Here is a 17030-nt window from a genome sequence, read left to right on the forward strand (position 1 = left end):
AGTAGCTTCTAGTAGAGACATTCCAGCCTTAAGCTTTCCTTTTTTTCTCCGCTTCAATAATCATTTGGTGAGCACCCCTAGACTTAATACTTCCTGCTGGATTGAACTCTTCCAATTTCACATAAACATTTGCATATTTCTCGCCAAAAATATTTTTTATTTTGACTAAAGGTGTATGTCCCATATATTCTTCTAAGTTATACATATTTTTCCTTTACGATGTTGTTGATATTTGCTCACTATACTAGATAAAATCAACTTTCTACCTATACAATCATTACATATAAAAAATAACTGTATAGGTTTGTTTTCTATACAGTCTTATAATGGATGATAAAATGAAGAAAAAAACAAGAGTACAAGAAGTTTGCGAATGGGTAATAGATAAAATTGAAAGACATATTTATTTGCCTAGACAAAAAATTCCTTCAATTCGTCAATTAGCTCAAAAATTAGGCATATCTACGTTTTCTATCGCTCAAGGATACGACCTATTGGTATCAATGGGATATATTAAGTCTATAAGTGGCTCAGGATTTTTTGTTTGTGAAAAACAATGCCATTCGCCTGAAATAAATTTAGCGCCTTCTTTGATTAATAATGTGGCTGATACTGGTTGGCTAATGAGTCATTTATTTAGCGAACTCCCTAAGAATAAAGCCTCAGGAAGCGGGCTGCTACCAGATGAGTGGCTAATCGATGCTGAAATTATTTCAAATGCAATCAGAAAATCAGCCAAAGAAGTCCATAGTTTTATTTATTCATATGGGCATATTTAAGGCTACCAGCCCTTACGAGAATTATTTTCCAAGCAATTAGATAATATAGGTATAAATATAAACCCGAATACCGTTATTACAATGCCTGGTGTTTCTTCTGCAATTCAAACAGTATTAAGAGAAGTAGTGAGAGAAGGCGATTATGTTATCGTTGATGATCCTAGTTGGTTTTGGTTATTAGGTTGCTTACATCAATTAAATATTAAAGTAATAAGCGTCCCTAGAGATAGCAATGGTCCTAATATAGAAAAATTAGAGAGTCTCTTTCAAAACTATAAACCTAAATTATATATTACGAATAGTATTCTAAATAATCCTACATCATATAATATTTCTCCATCTATAATGTATAAGGTATTAAATTTACTACATAAATATGATGCCTATTTATTAGAGGATGATGTTTATAGCCATCTAGAGGATTCAAGAAAAACATTACGTTATGCATCTTTAGATCAATTAGAACGAGTTTTTTATGTTACAGGCGTGTCTAAAATACTCGGTGCTAATTGGAGAGTTGGTTTCTTATGCGTCCCCCAAAGTTTTCTACAACCAATACTCAGACAAAAAATGCTATCCAATATGACTAGTACAGAATTAACAGAAAGAGCGATTCATAAAATTTGGCTTCACCCTCAATATAAAAAACATATCGCGGAAATGAGAATAAAATTAACTAAAAAACATGAATATCTTAAAAAAGAATTAGAATCTATTGGTATTGAATATCCCCAAGGGAGTAATATTGGAATATTTTTATGGATTAATACGCATTTAGATACAACAAAAATGGCATTAGAAGCAAGTAAAGATGAATTTTTATTAGCTCCAGGTTACTTATTTTCTCAGCATTCCGATTTTTCTACTTATTTACGATTAAATGTGACTCGAACAAATAAAGAATTCATTAATTGGTTACATAATTATAAGTTAAATCATAAAAACTAAAAAGATCGCTTGTAGTATATCCACAAGCGGTCTAATTTTTTAGTTTTTTTGCAGATTAAAGAATTTCAACTTGCTCCGAACCATCAGCTAAATTCTCAATTTTACCGATTACCCAAGCATTTTCACCTGCTTGTTTTAATACCGCAAGCGCTGTTTCAACATCTTTTGCTGGTAACGCAATCACCATGCCCACACCACAGTTAAAGGTACGATACATTTCATAACGGCTGATATTGCCTTTTTCTTGTAACCACTTAAATGCGGCTGGCCATTCCCATGATTTTTCATCAATCACTGCTTTCACCGTTGTTGGTAATACACGAGGGATATTTTCCCAGAAGCCACCACCCGTTAAGTGCGCAATAGCGTGAACATCAGCTTGCTTAATTAATTGAAGCACGGATTTCACATAAATTTTGGTTGGCGCTAATAAATGTTCACTTAATGGTTTGCTTTCTAGCATATCCGTTGCAGGATTTGCACCGCTTACTTCAATCACTTTACGAATGAGAGAATAACCATTTGAATGAGGGCCACTCGAACCTAACGCAATTAATGTATCGCCCGCTTTAACTGCAGAGCCATCAATAATTTCAGATTTTTCCACCACACCTACACAAAAGCCAGCTAAATCATAATCACCAGCGTGATACATTCCTGGCATTTCTGCCGTTTCGCCTCCCACTAATGCACAACCTGAGATTTCACAGCCGTCTGCAATTCCTTTGATTACATCTGCAGCTACATCCACTTCTAATTTACCTGTTGCATAGTAGTCTAGGAAGAACAATGGTTCTGCCCCTTGTACAACTAAATCATTTACACACATTGCCACTAAATCTTGACCGATAGTGTCGTGCTTATTTAAATCAATCGCTAAACGTAATTTAGTACCTACACCGTCAGTACCTGAGACTAAAATAGGCTCTTTATATTTGGTTGGCAACGCACATAATGCGCCAAAACCACCTAAACCACCCATCACTTCTGGACGACGAGTGCGTTTTACATCAGCTTTGATACGTTCAACCAGTTCATTGCCTGCGTGAATATCGACGCCTGCGTCTTTATAGCTAAGTTGTGTATTGTTCACGATTAACCTCTACAAAAAATAAAAAATTTGCATTATTGTAGCACAAAGCAAACGTTTGCGTTAATCAATTAATAGAAAACTTACATAAAAAGCTATACCTTAACTTGCTTTACCCTAAAACGCTTTCAGCGGATATTTAGTGCTTTTTTTGAACAAAATGGTATAAAATGAACATCTTTTATGTTTTGATAAATAATACTAACCCAATATTTTGTTACAAATTAAAATAATAAATAGAATTATTTTAATTTGTTATTGTCAGACGCATATCTATTATTTTATTTTCGAACAAACATTATGAAGAAGTTATTTTCACTACTCACTTTAATTTTTATTACTTTTCTCTCCGCCTGCTCCTCCCAAATGGTTAATGCAATGAATCTATCACAAATAAAAGAGGCTGGGCTAACCCTTGATACCGCCCGTCGTTTCTACCCTGTAGAAACAATAAAACAATTTATTGACACTATTCATAACGCAGGAGGAACTTTCTTACATCTGCACTTTTCTGACCACGAAAACTATGCGATTGAAAGTACACTGTTAGATCAACGAGAAGAAAATGCGATTATTAAAGACGGTATTTATTATAATCCTAAAACCAATAAACCTTTTTTAACTTATAAACAAATTCACGATATTATTTATTATGCCCAAAGTAAAAATATTAAATTAGTTCCAGAAGTTGATACACCCAATCATATGACGGGTATATTTAAATTACTTGAAGCTAAGTATGGTTCTAATTATGTTAATAAATTAAAGTCAAAACATAATGATGAAGAAATTGATATTACCAATCCAGAATCAATTGAATTTATTAAAACATTAATTGCTGAGGTTATTTATATTTTTGGTCATACCAGCAAACACTTCCATATTGGTGGTGATGAATTTGGCTATAGTGTAGATTCAAACCATGAATTTATTAATTATGTAAATACGCTGAATCAATTTATTAATAGCAAAGGAAAAATTACTCGAATTTGGAACGATGGTTTAATTAAAAACAATCTCAATCAATTAGATAAAAGCATTGAAATTACTTATTGGAGCTACGATGGTGATGCACAAGAAAACCAAGCAATTGTGGAGCGCCGTAAAATTCGAGCAGATTTACCTGAATTACTCAATAATGGCTTTAAAGTATTAAACTATAATTCTTACTATCTTTATTTCGTACCCAAAGGCAATGCCAATATTAACCACGATAGTAAATATGCAACTGAAGACGTATTAAATAACTGGAAACTTGGTTTATGGGATGGACGAAATAAAAACAACATAGTTGAAAATACACAAAATATTATTGGTTCATCGCTTTCTATCTGGGGTGAGCGATCTGGTTCACTTTCTAGTGAAAAAATCGAAGAATCAACCCAAGATCTGTTAAAAGCGGTAATTCAAAAAACTAATGATTCAACATCACATTAGAAAATAGCTGAAAACTCTGTTATTATAGCACCTCAACAAGCGGTCTTTTTTTGCAAAAAAATTGCAAATTTAGACCGCTTATTCATTCTATTCCGTCGTGGTTCGAAAACCTCCCACGCCAAAGATACGCTTTGAAACCAAAACTAAGGACACAAAATGAACTCAACCCCAAAAGCCGTCGTAATTTTTTCTGGCGGTCAAGACTCCACTACTTGCCTTTTTCAAGCCATTCAAGAATTTGGTGTCGAAAATGTCGAAGTTGTTACCTTTCAATATGGTCAGCGCCATGCAATTGAGCTTGAAAAAGCCGCATGGATTGCCAAAGATCTCGGTGTAAAGCAAACGCTGATTGATACTTCTGTGATTAAAGCAATTACCTCCAATGCAATGATGGAAGAGCGTGAAATCAAACAAGAAAGCAGTACGCCAAACACTTTTGTGGATGGGCGTAATGCACTGTTTTTGCTCTACACCGCAATTTACGCCAAAGGGCAAGGTATCCAAACTATTTTCACAGGTGTGTGCGAAACGGATTTTAGTGGTTATCCTGACTGTCGAGATATATTTGTAAAGTCAATGAACGTAACGTTAAATCTTGCGATGGACTACAATTTCAATATTCGCACCCCATTGATGTATCTCACCAAAAAGCAAACTTGGGCATTAGCCGATCAATTAGGCGCATTTGAGTATATTAAACAACATACTCATACCTGTTATTTAGGTGTCGAAGGCGGATGTCACACTTGCCCAAGCTGCGTATTACGCGAAAAAGGCTTAAACGAATATTTATCAGAAAGAACAAGCGGTCAAAAAAATGTTTAAAATTGCAAAAGAATTTAGTTTCGATATGGCGCATATGCTCGACGGTCACGACGGCAAATGCCAAAACTTACACGGACACACTTACAAACTACAAGTGGAAGTGACTGGCGAATTAGTAGCGCAGGGCGCCAAACGTGGTATGGTAATGGATTATTCCGATTTAAAAAACGTGGTAAAACGTGAAATTCTCGATCCAATGGATCATGCCTATATTTACGATTTGAATAGCGATAGAGAAAGCCAAGTGGCAAAACTGCTCGTTGATTTAAACTCAAAAGTTTACGGTATTCCAAGCCGTACTACAGCGGAAGAAATGGCAAAATATATGTTTGAAAAACTAGAAAAAGTCGGCTTGCCCGTGAGCTTAATCCGCCTTTGGGAAACGCCAACCTCTTATTGCGAATATTCACGCAAATTGTAGGACGACACACAATTTTTTATGACTACAATTATTTACCCCAAGCTTGAATTCCCTATTGTAGAAATATTTGAAAGTCTGCAAGGGGAAGGCTTCAATACAGGGCTACCCTGTATTTTTGTTCGTTTAGGCAAATGTAATCTTGCCTGCCCTTGGTGTGATACCAACTATAACGAATACGAAAAATGGAGCCTAGAACAAATTGTTGGACGAGTAAAATCGTACTCTGCCAAAAATATTATTGTCACGGGTGGCGAACCAACAATGTATACTAATTTAGGAACGTTGTTAGATATTTTTAAAGCAGAAGGCTACTGGTTAGCAATTGAAACGAATGGCTTAAAAGCAGTGCCAAAACAAATAGATTATATTGCGACCAGCCCTAAGTTGATGTATCAGGAAAAATACCAAAGAGAATGTATTTCCTTTGCCCATGAAGTCCGTATCGTAATGGATAAAGGTGATGTACAAGGCTTTTGTGAACAAATCGAAACGCAAATTCAAGCTGAGCATTATTATCTCTCACCTTGCGAAATCGACGGTAAGATGAATTTACTAGAAACCATTACCCAACTTGGTATTTTGAACCAACGGGCTAATAAACCAAAATGGCAACTAAGCTTGCAAACACATAAATTAGTAGGGATCGAATAAACAGATTTAATAAAGGCAGCGAAGATATTTCTCCGATGCCTTTTATTTTTAGTATGACTAAAACACGATGTGACTATTCGGCTGATTTTTTGTTGAATAACGTAATCGCAATAAAACCGAATGCAAGAAAGCTAGAAGCAATTAGCGCATAGAAACCACCGTCCCAGCCATATAAGTCCACAAGTTTCCCCATAACCCAACCAGCACTTGCAGAACCTAATAGATAACCAAATAAACCCGTTAAACCTGTTGCCGTACCTGTTGCAACACGAGGTACTAAATCCGCCGCTTGTAAACCGATCATCATTACTGGACCATAGATAAGGAAACCGATAGCAACTAAGCAGATATTATCTACTAAAGGATTACCCGCTGGATTTTTCCAGTAAACAATAATCGCAATTAACACACCAGCTAAGAACATTAACATTGGCGGCGCACGGTGACCTTTGAAAACTTTGTCACTTAAATAACCGCTTACCAACATACCGAAAATACCTGCATATTCGTATAAGAAATACGCCCAGCTTTGTTTATCTACCGAGAAATGCTTCACTTCTTTTAAGTAAGTCGGCGCCCAGTCAATAATACCGTAACGAATAAAGTAAACAAATACGTTTGCAATCGCAATCGCCCATAAGAATTTATTATTGATAATATATTTACGGAAGATGTCCATTGCCGAAAGCGTATCTGCCGATTCAACTCGCTCTAATACTTTCTCGCCTCGCCATTCATCTACTGGTGGTAAACCTTGTGATTCAGGCGTATCACGCATTAACCAGAACATTACGAATGCTAATAAAATCGCAATTAATGCAGGTAAATAGAAAAGTGATTGCCAAGTACCGAACATCGCTAAACCGAGAATCGCTAACGGACCAATTAAGCCACCGCCTAAGTTATGTGAAACGTTCCACCAACTCCACCAGCTACCGCGTTCTGATTTAGAGAACCAGTTGGTCATAGTTTTTGCACCTGGCGGATAGCCCATCCCTTGGAACCAACCGTTTAATGCTGCCAATACGATCATCATCGGAATAGACGCTAATACACCTGGTACTAAACCGAATATTAAACTTACCGTAGCAGAGCCTAATAAACCGATAGTAATAAAATATTTCGGATTCGAACGATCTGATACATTACCCATCACAAATTTACTGATACCGTAAGCAAGTGATAATGCTACCCCAACTGTGCCTAAATCTGCTTTAGAAAAGCCATACTCTTGAATAAGATACGGCATTGCAAGCGAGAAATTTTTACGGATAAGATAATAAGCTGCATAACCAATAAATACCCCAGCAAAAACCTGCCAACGTAATTTTTTATATTCCGCATCAATCTCACCTGATTTTCTCTGTGCTGGTGGAGATGCTTTTAAGAATGAAAACATATCAGTCTCCTTATTTATAACATTGCGAAAACAAACATAAATACTCAAAAAAGAAAATAAAAATGTTTGATAACGAAGATTATATGTAAACAGAAAAGCTTAACAAGCTTATAAATTTAAACTAGATCAAATTTTTTACATAAAAATACATTTATTGTTAATTTTCAATAAAAAGGCCCTCGGATATTGCTATCCGAGGGCTTGTAAACTTTTATGAAAAAATAACCGCTTACTGGCTATTCGCTTTATTAATTAGGAATTGGCTAAGCATTGGTACTGGTCTACCTGTTGCACCTTTTGCTGCACCTGATTTCCATGCTGTGCCTGCAATATCTAAATGCGCCCAATTGTATTTTTTGGTGAAGTTTGACAAAAATTGCCCTGCAGTAATTGCACCGCCTAAACGTCCACCAATATTGGCGAGATCTGCGAAGTTTGATTTGAGCTGTTCTTGGTATTCTTCACCTAATGGTAAACGCCATGCTTTATCGTCTGCTTGCTCTGCTGCATTTAATAAATCATTCGCTAATACATTGCTGGTAGACATCAAACCCGTATTGTGTGCGCCAAGCGCAATCATACAAGCACCTGTTAACGTGGCTACATCAATCACTAGCTCAGGCTCAAAACGTTCTACATAAGTAAGCGTATCGCAAAGCACTAAGCGCCCTTCTGCATCAGTATTTAAGACTTCAACAGTTAAGCCATTCATAGTGGTAAGAATATCACCTGGTCGATAGGCATTACCATCTGGCATATTTTCACAGCCCGCTAGTACACCAATCACATTTAATGGCAAGTTCATTTCTGCTAATGCTTTCATTGTGCCATAAACAGAAGCTGCACCGCCCATATCGTATTTCATTTCATCCATTGAATCAGACGGTTTAATTGAAATACCGCCAGAGTCAAAAGTTAATCCCTTACCTACTAATACAATCGGTTTCGCCTCTGGGTTCGGATGATTCCGATATTCAATCACTGATAAATAAGCAGGATTTTGCGAACCACGAGATACCGCTAAATAAGCATTCATACCTAAAGCTGTCATTTCAGCTTCATCAACCACCGTTGTACGAATATTTTCATAATCTGTAGCTAACCCTTTTGCTGATTCTGCAAGATAAGCAGGATTGCATACATTTGGTGGACAATTTGCCACATTTTTAGCAAATGCCACACCTGTTGCGATCGCTTTCGCGTGTTCTAATGCTCTTTCCGCATCAGATAAATCTTTACGATTTGCCACATTGAAAATCACACGGCGTAATTCTCGGCGAACTTCTGGCTTAATGCTTTTGAAATCATTGTAAGCATATAAACTTTCTTGAATAGCTTCCACCGCAAAACGTACGTTCCAATAAGTTGAGCGACCTTTTACATGTAATTCAGTTAAAAAACAGACCGCTTCCATTGAGCCTGTATCGTTAATGGTTTGTACCATTTTCTGAATAATTTGCTTATATTGGCGCTCATTTAATTCACGTTCTTTACCACAGCCCACTAATAACACACGATCTGCGGGTACATTTGGTACATTATGCAATAACAGTGTTTGGCCTGCTTTACCTTCTAAATCACCACGTCGTAATAACGTACTAATATAGCCTTCACTTAATTTATCTAATTGGTCTGCGGCTGCAGAAAGGCGACGAGGCTCATACACACCAACCACTAAACATGCAGTACGTTGCTTTTCTACGCTACCATTTTTTACACTAAATTCCATTGCTACCTCTTTATTTCAAATCGGTTAAGGTTAAAAGTAACGCTCTGTTACTCGCATCACAAGTAACCTACCTATTTATGCACTAAATTACAAGCGGAAAATAGCAGAAATGCGAACTTCATCGAAAAAATTGCGTATTTTTCGCAAAATTACATTTTTTAAGTAAAATATCATAAAGGATTCATAGAGTTAGCCATTTCAAATACCTAAAAAACAACCAAATTTCCGACTCGCTTTCCACTTTTAGCAGACTTGCCTTTTCAAAGTGTTGTTTTATACTAGCTATTTATTGACTATGATGAATTTCTCAACAAAAAAATTGTCATAACAAATCCATAAAATCATCAATGGAAATTACGATGAAAAAATTAATGAATAAAACTTTTCTTACCAGTCTCATCTGTTTATTAGTGAATGCGTCTGCATTTGCGAATGATAGCGCACTTTTCAACCGTTATGAGCAAGCGAAGCTCCGTATTGCCTACGAAGGTCAAGCGGGCGAATTATTGCAACAATTAGCACAACGCCTCAAAGTCGGTTTTATCACGTACGAATTAGATACCTCGCGCACGGTTTCAATTCCTAACAATGGCGAAGTGACAATTAAGTCGCTCACCCAACAGCTAGAATCGCAATTACCGAATACAGATATTCGTTTTGAAAAAATTGGCTCTCGTCTATTTTTAGTTGCTTCAAATAAAGGTGGTGAACCACTGATTGCACAACAACAAAGCACGCAACAATTTATTGGTGAAGCGGTTTTTAGCTCTGATGAAGAACAAACGACAGCTACAAATAACGCAACCGCTCAAATTACGCCTAATACGCCAGATTTAACCAGCGAAAGTGCGCAAAAACTGCAAGCAATTATTGATGTAGTAACCAACAAAGATACGATTGCTAAATCAAAAAATAAAGCACCACAATACCAAGTAGCGAGCAAAGAAAGACTTGGCTTACAAAATATCCGTGTTACTCCATTAGGTACATTCTTAGTCTTCGCTGAAAAAACGGATGTTAAAGCGCTACAGGTGAAAGGACGATTTGAAGATATTGCACAGCACGATAATTTAATTGCAATTGTGCATAAAGAACGAGCTTCGCCAGCAGAAATTGAAGTAACAGATAAAAATGGTAAAAAGCTACTTTTAAAAAAATCAGCGACAAAAGCCAAATAATACAAGTGAATAGCGCCTAAAGCCCCGAACGTCGGGGCTTTATTGGTTTTTAGAATAGTCAAAATCCGTTCGTGATTTTTTCGCATAAAAAAGGTATGATTAGCACCTTTTGTAAGCGGTCATTTTTTGCAGCTTTTTTGCAAATTTTAATGAAATTTAACCGCATCGCACCGATTTCCCCGAGTCTTTAATCTAGGCTTTAGCAAAAATGAGAGAGATAGCGTGATTTTAAGTCGATATTTAACGAAAGAGATCTTCAAAAGCCAATTGGCGATCTTATTTATTTTGTTATTAATGTTTTTTAGCCAACAGCTAATTACCGTGCTGAATTCTGCAGTAAGCGGAAAAGTCCCAACTGATTTAGTGCTAAGCCTATTAGGCTTGGGAATGCCCGCTTTGGCGCAGTTTATGTTACCGCTATCGCTTTTTGTGGCATTGTTGCTTACTTTAGGTCGTTTCTATTCAGAAAGTGAAATTACCGTAATGCGTGCATGTGGAATCGGGCAAAGCTTATTAACTAAAGTAGCGCTGTTCCTTTCTATTTTTACCACGGCATTAGCAATCTATAACGTATTTTGGCTTACGCCTTGGGCGATCAATAAACAAAGTGAAATGTTAGCCGAAGCGAAATCTAACCCTCGTTTCTCTGCTCTCTCTGCAGGACAATTTATGACTGCAGGCGGCTATGTTTTATTTATCGAAAATATCAATAATGAACAGAATAAATTAAATGATATTTATGTTTTCCAGCCTGATCAGCAAAAGAAAAACCGCCCTTCTGTAGTTGTCGCAGAATCTGGTCAATTACAGGGTTTACCTAATGGTGATCAAATTTTAACCTTAAAAAATAGCACTCGCTATGAAGGCACTGCAAATGTGGCAGATTTCCGTATTTCTCACTTTGATAATTACCAAGCTTATCTCGGTTATCAAAATGTAGATTCGAATGAAAAATTGGTTCAGCGTGCAGATTTCAATAAGCTGATGACAGATTCATCTAACGAGGCAAAAGCTGAGTTGCAATGGCGCTTTGCACTGATTTTTGCAGTGCCGTTAATGGCACTGCTTGCCGTGCCAATGAGTAACGTAAACCCTCGCCAAGGACGTTTTGCCAAAGTGATTCCAGCAGTCTTGCTCTACTTAATTTATTTCTTGCTCCAAAGCTCTCTTAAATCATCTGGTGCTTCGGGCAAATTAGATGCAACGCTATTAATGCCTCTGGTGTCTATCGCATTTTTTGTATTAGCTATGATAATGAACTTTTGGGATACCAAATGGATGTCAGCAATTCGTTATTCTTTTAGTCGTAATAAGGCGGTGGCGTAAATGAATTTATTAGGTATGAATATTCTTGAGCGCTATATTGGCAAAACCATTATCAGTATGATTTTTGCCGTGCTATTAATGTCGAGCGGTTTGGTGTTTATCATCAAATTGGTAGAAGAATTTAAAGACGTCGGAAAAGGCTCTTACGATGCACTTACTGCCACTTATTATTCACTGTTAATGTTACCGAGTGACATTAAAGAATTTATCCCTGTTGTCGCATTAATTGGGGGGCTACTCGGATTAGGTAACCTTGCCAGCCGTAGTGAATTAGTGGTAATGCAATCTTCTGGTTTTTCACGTTTTAGAATCGGGTTAGCGGTGATGAAAACTGCTATTCCGTTGATTGTATTTACTATGTTTGTGAGTGAATGGGGAATTCCGCAAACCGAGCAATACGCACGAAATATGCGCTCAATCGCTCAAAGTGGCGGTTCTATGCTTTCTACCAAGGGCGGTTTTTGGGCAAAAGATGGTAGTGATTTTATTTACATTCGCCATATCGAAAATGAACGTAAATTAAATAGTGTTTCGATTTACCACTTTGAAAATAAAGCGCTGAAATCAGTTACACAAGCAGAAAATGCGGTGTTTAATGGTGAAAATTGGACACTACAAAGCGTACAAACCGCCTCCCTTGGCGACAATAACATCCAGCAGGCTAAAGTAGTGAATAAAGATTGGCAGACAACGATCACGCCAAGCAAATTGGGAATCGTATCGCTGAAACCTGAATCACTTTCTATTTCAGGCTTGTCCGATTATGTAGGCTTTTTAAAAGAAACAGGGCAAGATTCAAAACGCTTCCAAATTGCATTTTGGCGTAAAGTTTATCAACCAATTTCCATGGCAGTGATGATGTTACTTGCAATCTCATTCGTGTTTGGACCACTACGTAGCAGTGCTATGGGAACCAAATTATTTATCGGTATTATAGCAGGCTTTGTGTTCTATGTTTCAAATATCGTGTTTGGTAATATGACCCTCGTGTTCTCTTGGATACCCGTGGTAATCGGCGCACTTATACCGAGTATAATTTGTTTAGCTATCGTCTGGTGGCTACTTACTAAGAAACGTGATTAAGAGCGAAAACAAGCGGTTAAATTTCTGCAATATTTTGCAAAAAATTAACCGCTTATTTATGTTAAAATCCCGTCAATTTTTTCTTATCTAACTATAAATATCGTAATGACCCAACAACGTTTCGTTCATCTTAAAGTTCATAGTGATTTCTCAATGGTTGATGGCTTGGCTAAAGTAAAACCATTAATCAAAACTGCTGTTGCTAACAATATGGTGGCAATGACATTAACCGATTTCAGTAACTTTTGTGGCTTAGTTAAATTTTACGGCGAAGCGTTAAGCTCAGGATTAAAACCGATTATAGGGGCGGATGTGATGGTTCGCCCTGAACCTGATAGCGAAGATTTTTTCGAGCTTACGCTACTTGCCAAAAATAATACGGGTTATCACAATATTACTCTTTTACTTTCAAAGGCATATCAGCAAGGCTATGTTGAATTTCCAGTAGTGGAAAAAGCATGGTTGGCTGAATTAGGCGAAGGGATCATTATCCTATCTGGCGGTCGCAATGGTGATGTAGGTAAAGCGTTACTCAAAGAAAATGAAGCTGAAGCCGAGAAATTAGTCAGCTTTTATCAGCAACACTTCCCTGATCACTATTACCTTGCTCTTTGTCGTACAGGGCGTGTGGATGAAGAACGTTATATTCAACAAGCGGTCATTTTTTCACAAAAACACCAATTACCTCTTGTGGCAGTAAACGATGTGGTTTTTCTGAAAGAAAGTGATTTTGATGCACATGAAATCCGTGTGGCGATTCACGACAGTTACACGCTAGACGATCCGAAACGCCCGAAAAAATATTCGGCACAACAATATTTCCGTAGCGAACAAGAAATGTGTGCCTTGTTTGCCGATTTACCACAAGCGATTGAAAATACTGTACAAATTGCAATGCGCTGTAATGTTACGGTGCGCTTGGGCGAATATTTCCTGCCTAACTTCCCAACAGGTGATCTTTCAACAGAAGACTTTTTAGTTAAAAAATCTCGTGAGGGTTTAGAAGAGCGTTTAGCATTTCTATTTCCCGATCCTGAAGAACGTCAAAACAAGCGGTCAGTTTATGATGAACGTTTGCAAGTTGAGCTAGATGTAATTAACCAAATGGGTTTCCCTGGTTACTTCTTGATCGTAATGGAATTTATCCAATGGTCAAAAGATAACGATATTCCCGTAGGGCCTGGCCGTGGTTCAGGGGCGGGGTCATTAGTTGCCTATGCGCTAAAAATTACCGACTTAGACCCACTTGCTTTCGATTTGCTTTTTGAGCGTTTCTTAAACCCAGAACGTGTTTCGATGCCCGATTTTGACGTCGATTTCTGTATGGACGGTCGAGATCGTGTAATTGAACACGTGGCGGATACTTATGGTCGCCAAGCGGTTTCACAGATTATTACTTTTGGTACTATGGCGGCAAAAGCGGTAATTCGAGATGTAGGGCGAGTGCTTGGGCATCCGTATAACTTTGTCGATCGTATTTCTAAACTGATTCCGCCTGATCCAGGTATGACGCTTGCTAAAGCCTTTGATGCCGAACCAAAACTGCCTGAACTTTACGAAGCCGATGAAGAAGTTAAAGACTTAATTGATATGGCACGTAAGCTCGAAGGTGTAACACGAAATGCAGGTAAACACGCAGGTGGCGTGGTGATTGCGCCAACTGCCATTACCGATTTTTCACCACTTTACTGCGATTCTGAAGGCTTACACCCCGTTACCCACTTCGATAAAAATGATGTGGAATATGCGGGCTTAGTAAAATTTGACTTCTTGGGGCTACGCACGCTCACTATTATCAAATGGGCTCTGGAGATGATCAACCAACGTTTAGCTAGAGAAGGCAAAGAACCGATTCGTATCGAAAGCATTCCACTTGATGATAAAAAATCGTTTGATTTACTGCTCGCCGCCAAAACAACGGCAGTCTTCCAGCTAGAGTCACGTGGTATGAAAGATTTGATTTCACGCCTTAAACCAGACTGCTTTGAAGATATTATCGCATTGGTGGCACTATTCCGCCCAGGTCCTCTAGAGTCTGGCATGGTGCAAAACTTTATCGACCGTAAACACGGACATGAGGAAGTTTCTTACCCTGATGCACAATATCAGCATGAATCGCTCAAACCAATTTTAGAGCCGACCTATGGCGTTATTGTTTACCAAGAGCAAGTAATGCAAATTGCACAGGTTCTGGCAGGCTACACCTTAGGTGGTGCGGACTTGTTACGCCGTGCGATGGGTAAGAAAAAACCTGAAGAAATGGCAGCACAGCGTGAAATCTTTGAGAAAGGTGCGATCAAACAAGGCATTGATGGCGATCTTGCGATGAAGATCTTCGACTTGGTAGAAAAATTTGCAGGTTATGGCTTTAATAAATCGCACTCTGCTGCTTATGCGCTGGTTTCTTATCAAACCTTATGGCTTAAAGCGCACTATCCTGCCGAATTTATGGCAGCGGTAATGACTTCAGAGATGGACAATACCGATAAAATTGTTGGCTTCTATGACGAATGTATCAATATGGGCTTAACCGTTGTACCACCTGATGTAAACAGTGGTAAACACCGTTTTTCGGTGAATGAAAAAGGGGAAATTGTATATGGTTTAGGCGCAATTAAAGGCGTTGGTGAAGGCCCTGTTGAGGCAATTCTAGAAGCTCGTGAAAAAGATGGCATTTTTAAAGATCTCTTCGATTTAACCGCACGTGTCGATCTGAAGAAAATCAACCGTCGCACCTTTGAAGGCTTAATTATGTCGGGCGCTTTCGACAAACTTGGGCCTCATCGCGCTGCTCTGATGAAAAACTTAGAAGATGCTCTCAAGGCTTCTGACCAACACAGCAAAATGGAAGCACTCGGGCAAAGCGATATGTTTGGTGTGCTGACTGAAACCCCTGAAGAAGTACAAAACGCCTATGCGAATACGCCCAAATGGTCAGAACAAATGCTTCTGGATGGCGAACGTACTACCCTCGGTTTATATCTCAGTGGTCACCCAATTGGACGTTTCTTAAAAGAGTTATCACATTACGCCCCTGTACGTTTAAACGAGCTACAACCGACCCGCCGTGGGCAGGTGGTTACAGTTGCTGGTATTGTAATGGGTTCACGTATCGCAGTCACTAAACGTGGTAGTCGTTTAGGTATTGCAACTATTGAGGATCGTTCTGGCAAATTAGATATGACGTTATTTTCTGAAGCATTGGAAACCTATGGACACTTGTTAGAAAAAGATAGCATACTGATCGCAACAGGTTCAGTGCAGTTCGATGATTTTAGCGGTGGATTAAAAATGTCAGTGCGCGAAGTTGCAACATTAGATGAAGCTCGTAGTCGCTACGCTAAAAGTCTTGCTTTAGCGGTTAATCAAGAACAACTCACCCCGCAATTTGTGAAGCAATTACGAGAAATCATTGAACCGAATAAAGAAGGCACGTTACCATTGCACTTCTATTACCAAAGCCCTGAAGGTCGTGCGCTATTGCGTAGTGGCGTAGAATGGCGCATTACTCCGAAAGATGAAATGCTCGATCAACTCAAAACACTACTTGGTGAAAATGCGGTAGAACTTGAGTTTGAATAACAAAACATGATCTGCCCCCCAAAAGTTGGACAGGTTAGTACACTATAAATATTGAGCTCTGTATTGTGCAGGGCTCAATCCTTTTAAATCCATTTTTATACGCTTTTGGTTGTAATACACCACATATTCTTCCAACTCAGCCTGTAGTTCCGCTATCGACGTATAGTTGCGGTTGTAAAAACACTCTGATTTCAAAATGCCAAAGCAACTTTCAATCACCGCATTATCATAGCAGTTCCCCCGTCTGCTCATGCTCTGTATCGCTTTGCCTTCCAGCATCTGCCGCCATTCGCTCGTGCCGTAAAGTTACGCCCTGGTCGCTGTGAATAATCGGGCAATCCGTCGCACTTAATTGGCTAAGCCCTTGTTCCAACATCTTTTTTACCATCGAAAATTTGGGCCGTGTGGCAAATTGATAAGCGATAATTTCGCGATTCGCCAAATCCATCAACGCTGAAAAATAAAGCTTCGCTTGCCCAAGATGAAATTCGGTGACGTCCGTTACCCATTTTTGATTCGGCTTCGTCGCATTAAAATCACGATTGAGTAAATTCGGCGCAATATATGACGTTTTACCGCGTT

General features: G+C 38.3%; 15 protein-coding genes and 1 pseudogene. 10 read left to right on the plus strand and 6 right to left on the minus strand.

The window, feature by feature from the left end:
* Positions 1-28 precede the first annotated feature (28 nt).
* A complete protein-coding gene (locus tag F8M47_RS10555) occupies positions 29-205 on the minus strand; it encodes a pyridoxal-phosphate dependent enzyme (protein ID WP_244298118.1) in 177 nt (58 codons plus the stop codon).
* Positions 206-338: 133 nt separating this feature from the next.
* On the opposite strand from F8M47_RS10555, the gene F8M47_RS12315 reads away from it, so the two are divergent.
* Both F8M47_RS12315 and F8M47_RS12320 read left to right on the plus strand, forming a co-directional pair.
* Positions 339-779: a GntR family transcriptional regulator gene (locus F8M47_RS12315; protein WP_244298119.1), complete on the plus strand. Its 441-nt coding sequence runs from the start codon at positions 339-341 to the stop codon at positions 777-779.
* 36 nt (positions 780-815) lie between these two features.
* Positions 816-1727 (plus strand): annotated as a pseudogene (locus F8M47_RS12320) (aminotransferase-like domain-containing protein); the annotation flags it as partial.
* 55 nt (positions 1728-1782) lie between these two features.
* On the opposite strand, the gene purM reads toward F8M47_RS12320, so the two are convergent.
* Positions 1783-2820, minus strand: a complete 1038-nt coding sequence (gene purM / locus F8M47_RS10565; RefSeq protein WP_150540036.1) for a phosphoribosylformylglycinamidine cyclo-ligase — start codon at positions 2818-2820, stop codon at positions 1783-1785.
* Positions 2821-3117: 297 nt separating this feature from the next.
* On the opposite strand from purM, the gene F8M47_RS10570 reads away from it, so the two are divergent.
* The 4 genes from F8M47_RS10570 to F8M47_RS10585 all read left to right on the plus strand — a co-directional run bounded on the left by F8M47_RS10570 (position 3118) and on the right by F8M47_RS10585 (position 6151).
* The gene (locus F8M47_RS10570; RefSeq protein ID WP_150540037.1) at positions 3118-4254 is read left to right on the plus strand and encodes a family 20 glycosylhydrolase; all 1137 of its coding nucleotides are present in this window, start codon (positions 3118-3120) and stop codon (positions 4252-4254) included.
* A gap of 156 nt (positions 4255-4410) precedes the next feature.
* On the plus strand, positions 4411-5079 hold the full coding sequence (gene queC / locus F8M47_RS10575; RefSeq protein WP_150540038.1) for a 7-cyano-7-deazaguanine synthase QueC: 669 nt from the start codon (positions 4411-4413) through the stop codon (positions 5077-5079).
* Positions 5072-5500, plus strand: a complete 429-nt coding sequence (gene queD, locus F8M47_RS10580; RefSeq protein ID WP_150540039.1) for a 6-carboxytetrahydropterin synthase QueD — start codon at positions 5072-5074, stop codon at positions 5498-5500. The genes queC and queD overlap by 8 nt, the downstream gene beginning before the upstream one ends.
* A gap of 18 nt (positions 5501-5518) precedes the next feature.
* On the plus strand, positions 5519-6151 hold the full coding sequence (locus F8M47_RS10585; RefSeq protein WP_150540040.1) for a 7-carboxy-7-deazaguanine synthase QueE: 633 nt from the start codon (positions 5519-5521) through the stop codon (positions 6149-6151).
* 73 nt (positions 6152-6224) lie between these two features.
* On the opposite strand, the gene pgtP is transcribed toward F8M47_RS10585, so the two are convergent.
* Together pgtP and pepA are read right to left on the minus strand one after the other, a co-directional pair.
* Positions 6225-7550, minus strand: coding sequence for a phosphoglycerate transporter protein PgtP (gene pgtP, locus F8M47_RS10590; RefSeq protein ID WP_150540041.1), 1326 nt, complete (start codon positions 7548-7550; stop codon positions 6225-6227).
* A 229-nt stretch (positions 7551-7779) separates the two neighbouring features.
* Entirely contained in the window at positions 7780-9279 is a 1500-nt protein-coding gene (gene pepA, locus F8M47_RS10595; protein WP_150540042.1) for a leucyl aminopeptidase, read from the minus strand.
* A gap of 359 nt (positions 9280-9638) precedes the next feature.
* On the opposite strand from pepA, the gene F8M47_RS10600 reads away from it, so the two are divergent.
* The 4 genes from F8M47_RS10600 to dnaE all read left to right on the plus strand — a co-directional run bounded on the left by F8M47_RS10600 (position 9639) and on the right by dnaE (position 16448).
* On the plus strand, positions 9639-10457 hold the full coding sequence (locus F8M47_RS10600) for a hypothetical protein (RefSeq protein WP_150540043.1): 819 nt from the start codon (positions 9639-9641) through the stop codon (positions 10455-10457).
* A gap of 222 nt (positions 10458-10679) precedes the next feature.
* Positions 10680-11783 (plus strand): LPS export ABC transporter permease LptF, encoded by a 1104-nt coding sequence (gene lptF, locus F8M47_RS10605; RefSeq protein WP_150540044.1) that lies wholly within the window; start codon positions 10680-10682, stop codon positions 11781-11783.
* On the plus strand, positions 11784-12866 hold the full coding sequence (gene lptG, locus F8M47_RS10610) for an LPS export ABC transporter permease LptG (RefSeq protein WP_150540045.1): 1083 nt from the start codon (positions 11784-11786) through the stop codon (positions 12864-12866). It abuts the gene before it with no gap.
* 105 nt (positions 12867-12971) lie between these two features.
* The gene (dnaE, locus tag F8M47_RS10615) at positions 12972-16448 is read left to right on the plus strand and encodes a DNA polymerase III subunit alpha (RefSeq protein ID WP_150540046.1); all 3477 of its coding nucleotides are present in this window, start codon (positions 12972-12974) and stop codon (positions 16446-16448) included.
* Between the two features lie 42 nt (positions 16449-16490).
* Here dnaE and F8M47_RS12470 read toward each other — a convergent pair whose 3' ends face one another.
* Together F8M47_RS12470 and F8M47_RS10625 are read right to left on the minus strand one after the other, a co-directional pair.
* On the minus strand, positions 16491-16727 hold the full coding sequence (locus F8M47_RS12470) for an IS3 family transposase (protein ID WP_150540047.1): 237 nt from the start codon (positions 16725-16727) through the stop codon (positions 16491-16493).
* On the minus strand, positions 16675-17030 hold a 356-nt coding region (locus F8M47_RS10625), incomplete at its 5' end, for a DDE-type integrase/transposase/recombinase (protein WP_150540048.1). The genes F8M47_RS10625 and F8M47_RS12470, both read right to left, overlap by 53 nt.

The sequence above is a fragment of the Actinobacillus vicugnae genome (assembly GCF_901687125.1).
In the GTDB taxonomy this organism is placed as follows: Bacteria; Pseudomonadota; Gammaproteobacteria; order Enterobacterales; family Pasteurellaceae; genus Actinobacillus; species Actinobacillus vicugnae.

Excerpts from the sequence above, each read along its gene's own strand:
- F8M47_RS10555 (WP_244298118.1), bottom strand. The coding sequence starts at position 205 with ATGTATAACTTAGAAGAATATATGGGACATACACCTTTAGTCAAAATA.
- F8M47_RS12315 (WP_244298119.1), top strand. The coding sequence starts at position 339 with ATGAAGAAAAAAACAAGAGTACAAGAAGTTTGCGAATGGGTAATAGAT.
- F8M47_RS10570 (WP_150540037.1), top strand. The coding sequence starts at position 3,118 with ATGAAGAAGTTATTTTCACTACTCACTTTAATTTTTATTACTTTTCTC.
- queC (WP_150540038.1), top strand. The coding sequence starts at position 4,411 with ATGAACTCAACCCCAAAAGCCGTCGTAATTTTTTCTGGCGGTCAAGAC.
- queD (WP_150540039.1), top strand. The coding sequence starts at position 5,072 with ATGTTTAAAATTGCAAAAGAATTTAGTTTCGATATGGCGCATATGCTC.
- F8M47_RS10585 (WP_150540040.1), top strand. The coding sequence starts at position 5,519 with ATGACTACAATTATTTACCCCAAGCTTGAATTCCCTATTGTAGAAATA.
- pgtP (WP_150540041.1), bottom strand. The coding sequence starts at position 7,550 with ATGTTTTCATTCTTAAAAGCATCTCCACCAGCACAGAGAAAATCAGGT.
- pepA (WP_150540042.1), bottom strand. The coding sequence starts at position 9,279 with ATGGAATTTAGTGTAAAAAATGGTAGCGTAGAAAAGCAACGTACTGCA.
- F8M47_RS10600 (WP_150540043.1), top strand. The coding sequence starts at position 9,639 with ATGAAAAAATTAATGAATAAAACTTTTCTTACCAGTCTCATCTGTTTA.
- lptG (WP_150540045.1), top strand. The coding sequence starts at position 11,784 with ATGAATTTATTAGGTATGAATATTCTTGAGCGCTATATTGGCAAAACC.
- dnaE (WP_150540046.1), top strand. The coding sequence starts at position 12,972 with ATGACCCAACAACGTTTCGTTCATCTTAAAGTTCATAGTGATTTCTCA.
- F8M47_RS12470 (WP_150540047.1), bottom strand. The coding sequence starts at position 16,727 with ATGCTGGAAGGCAAAGCGATACAGAGCATGAGCAGACGGGGGAACTGC.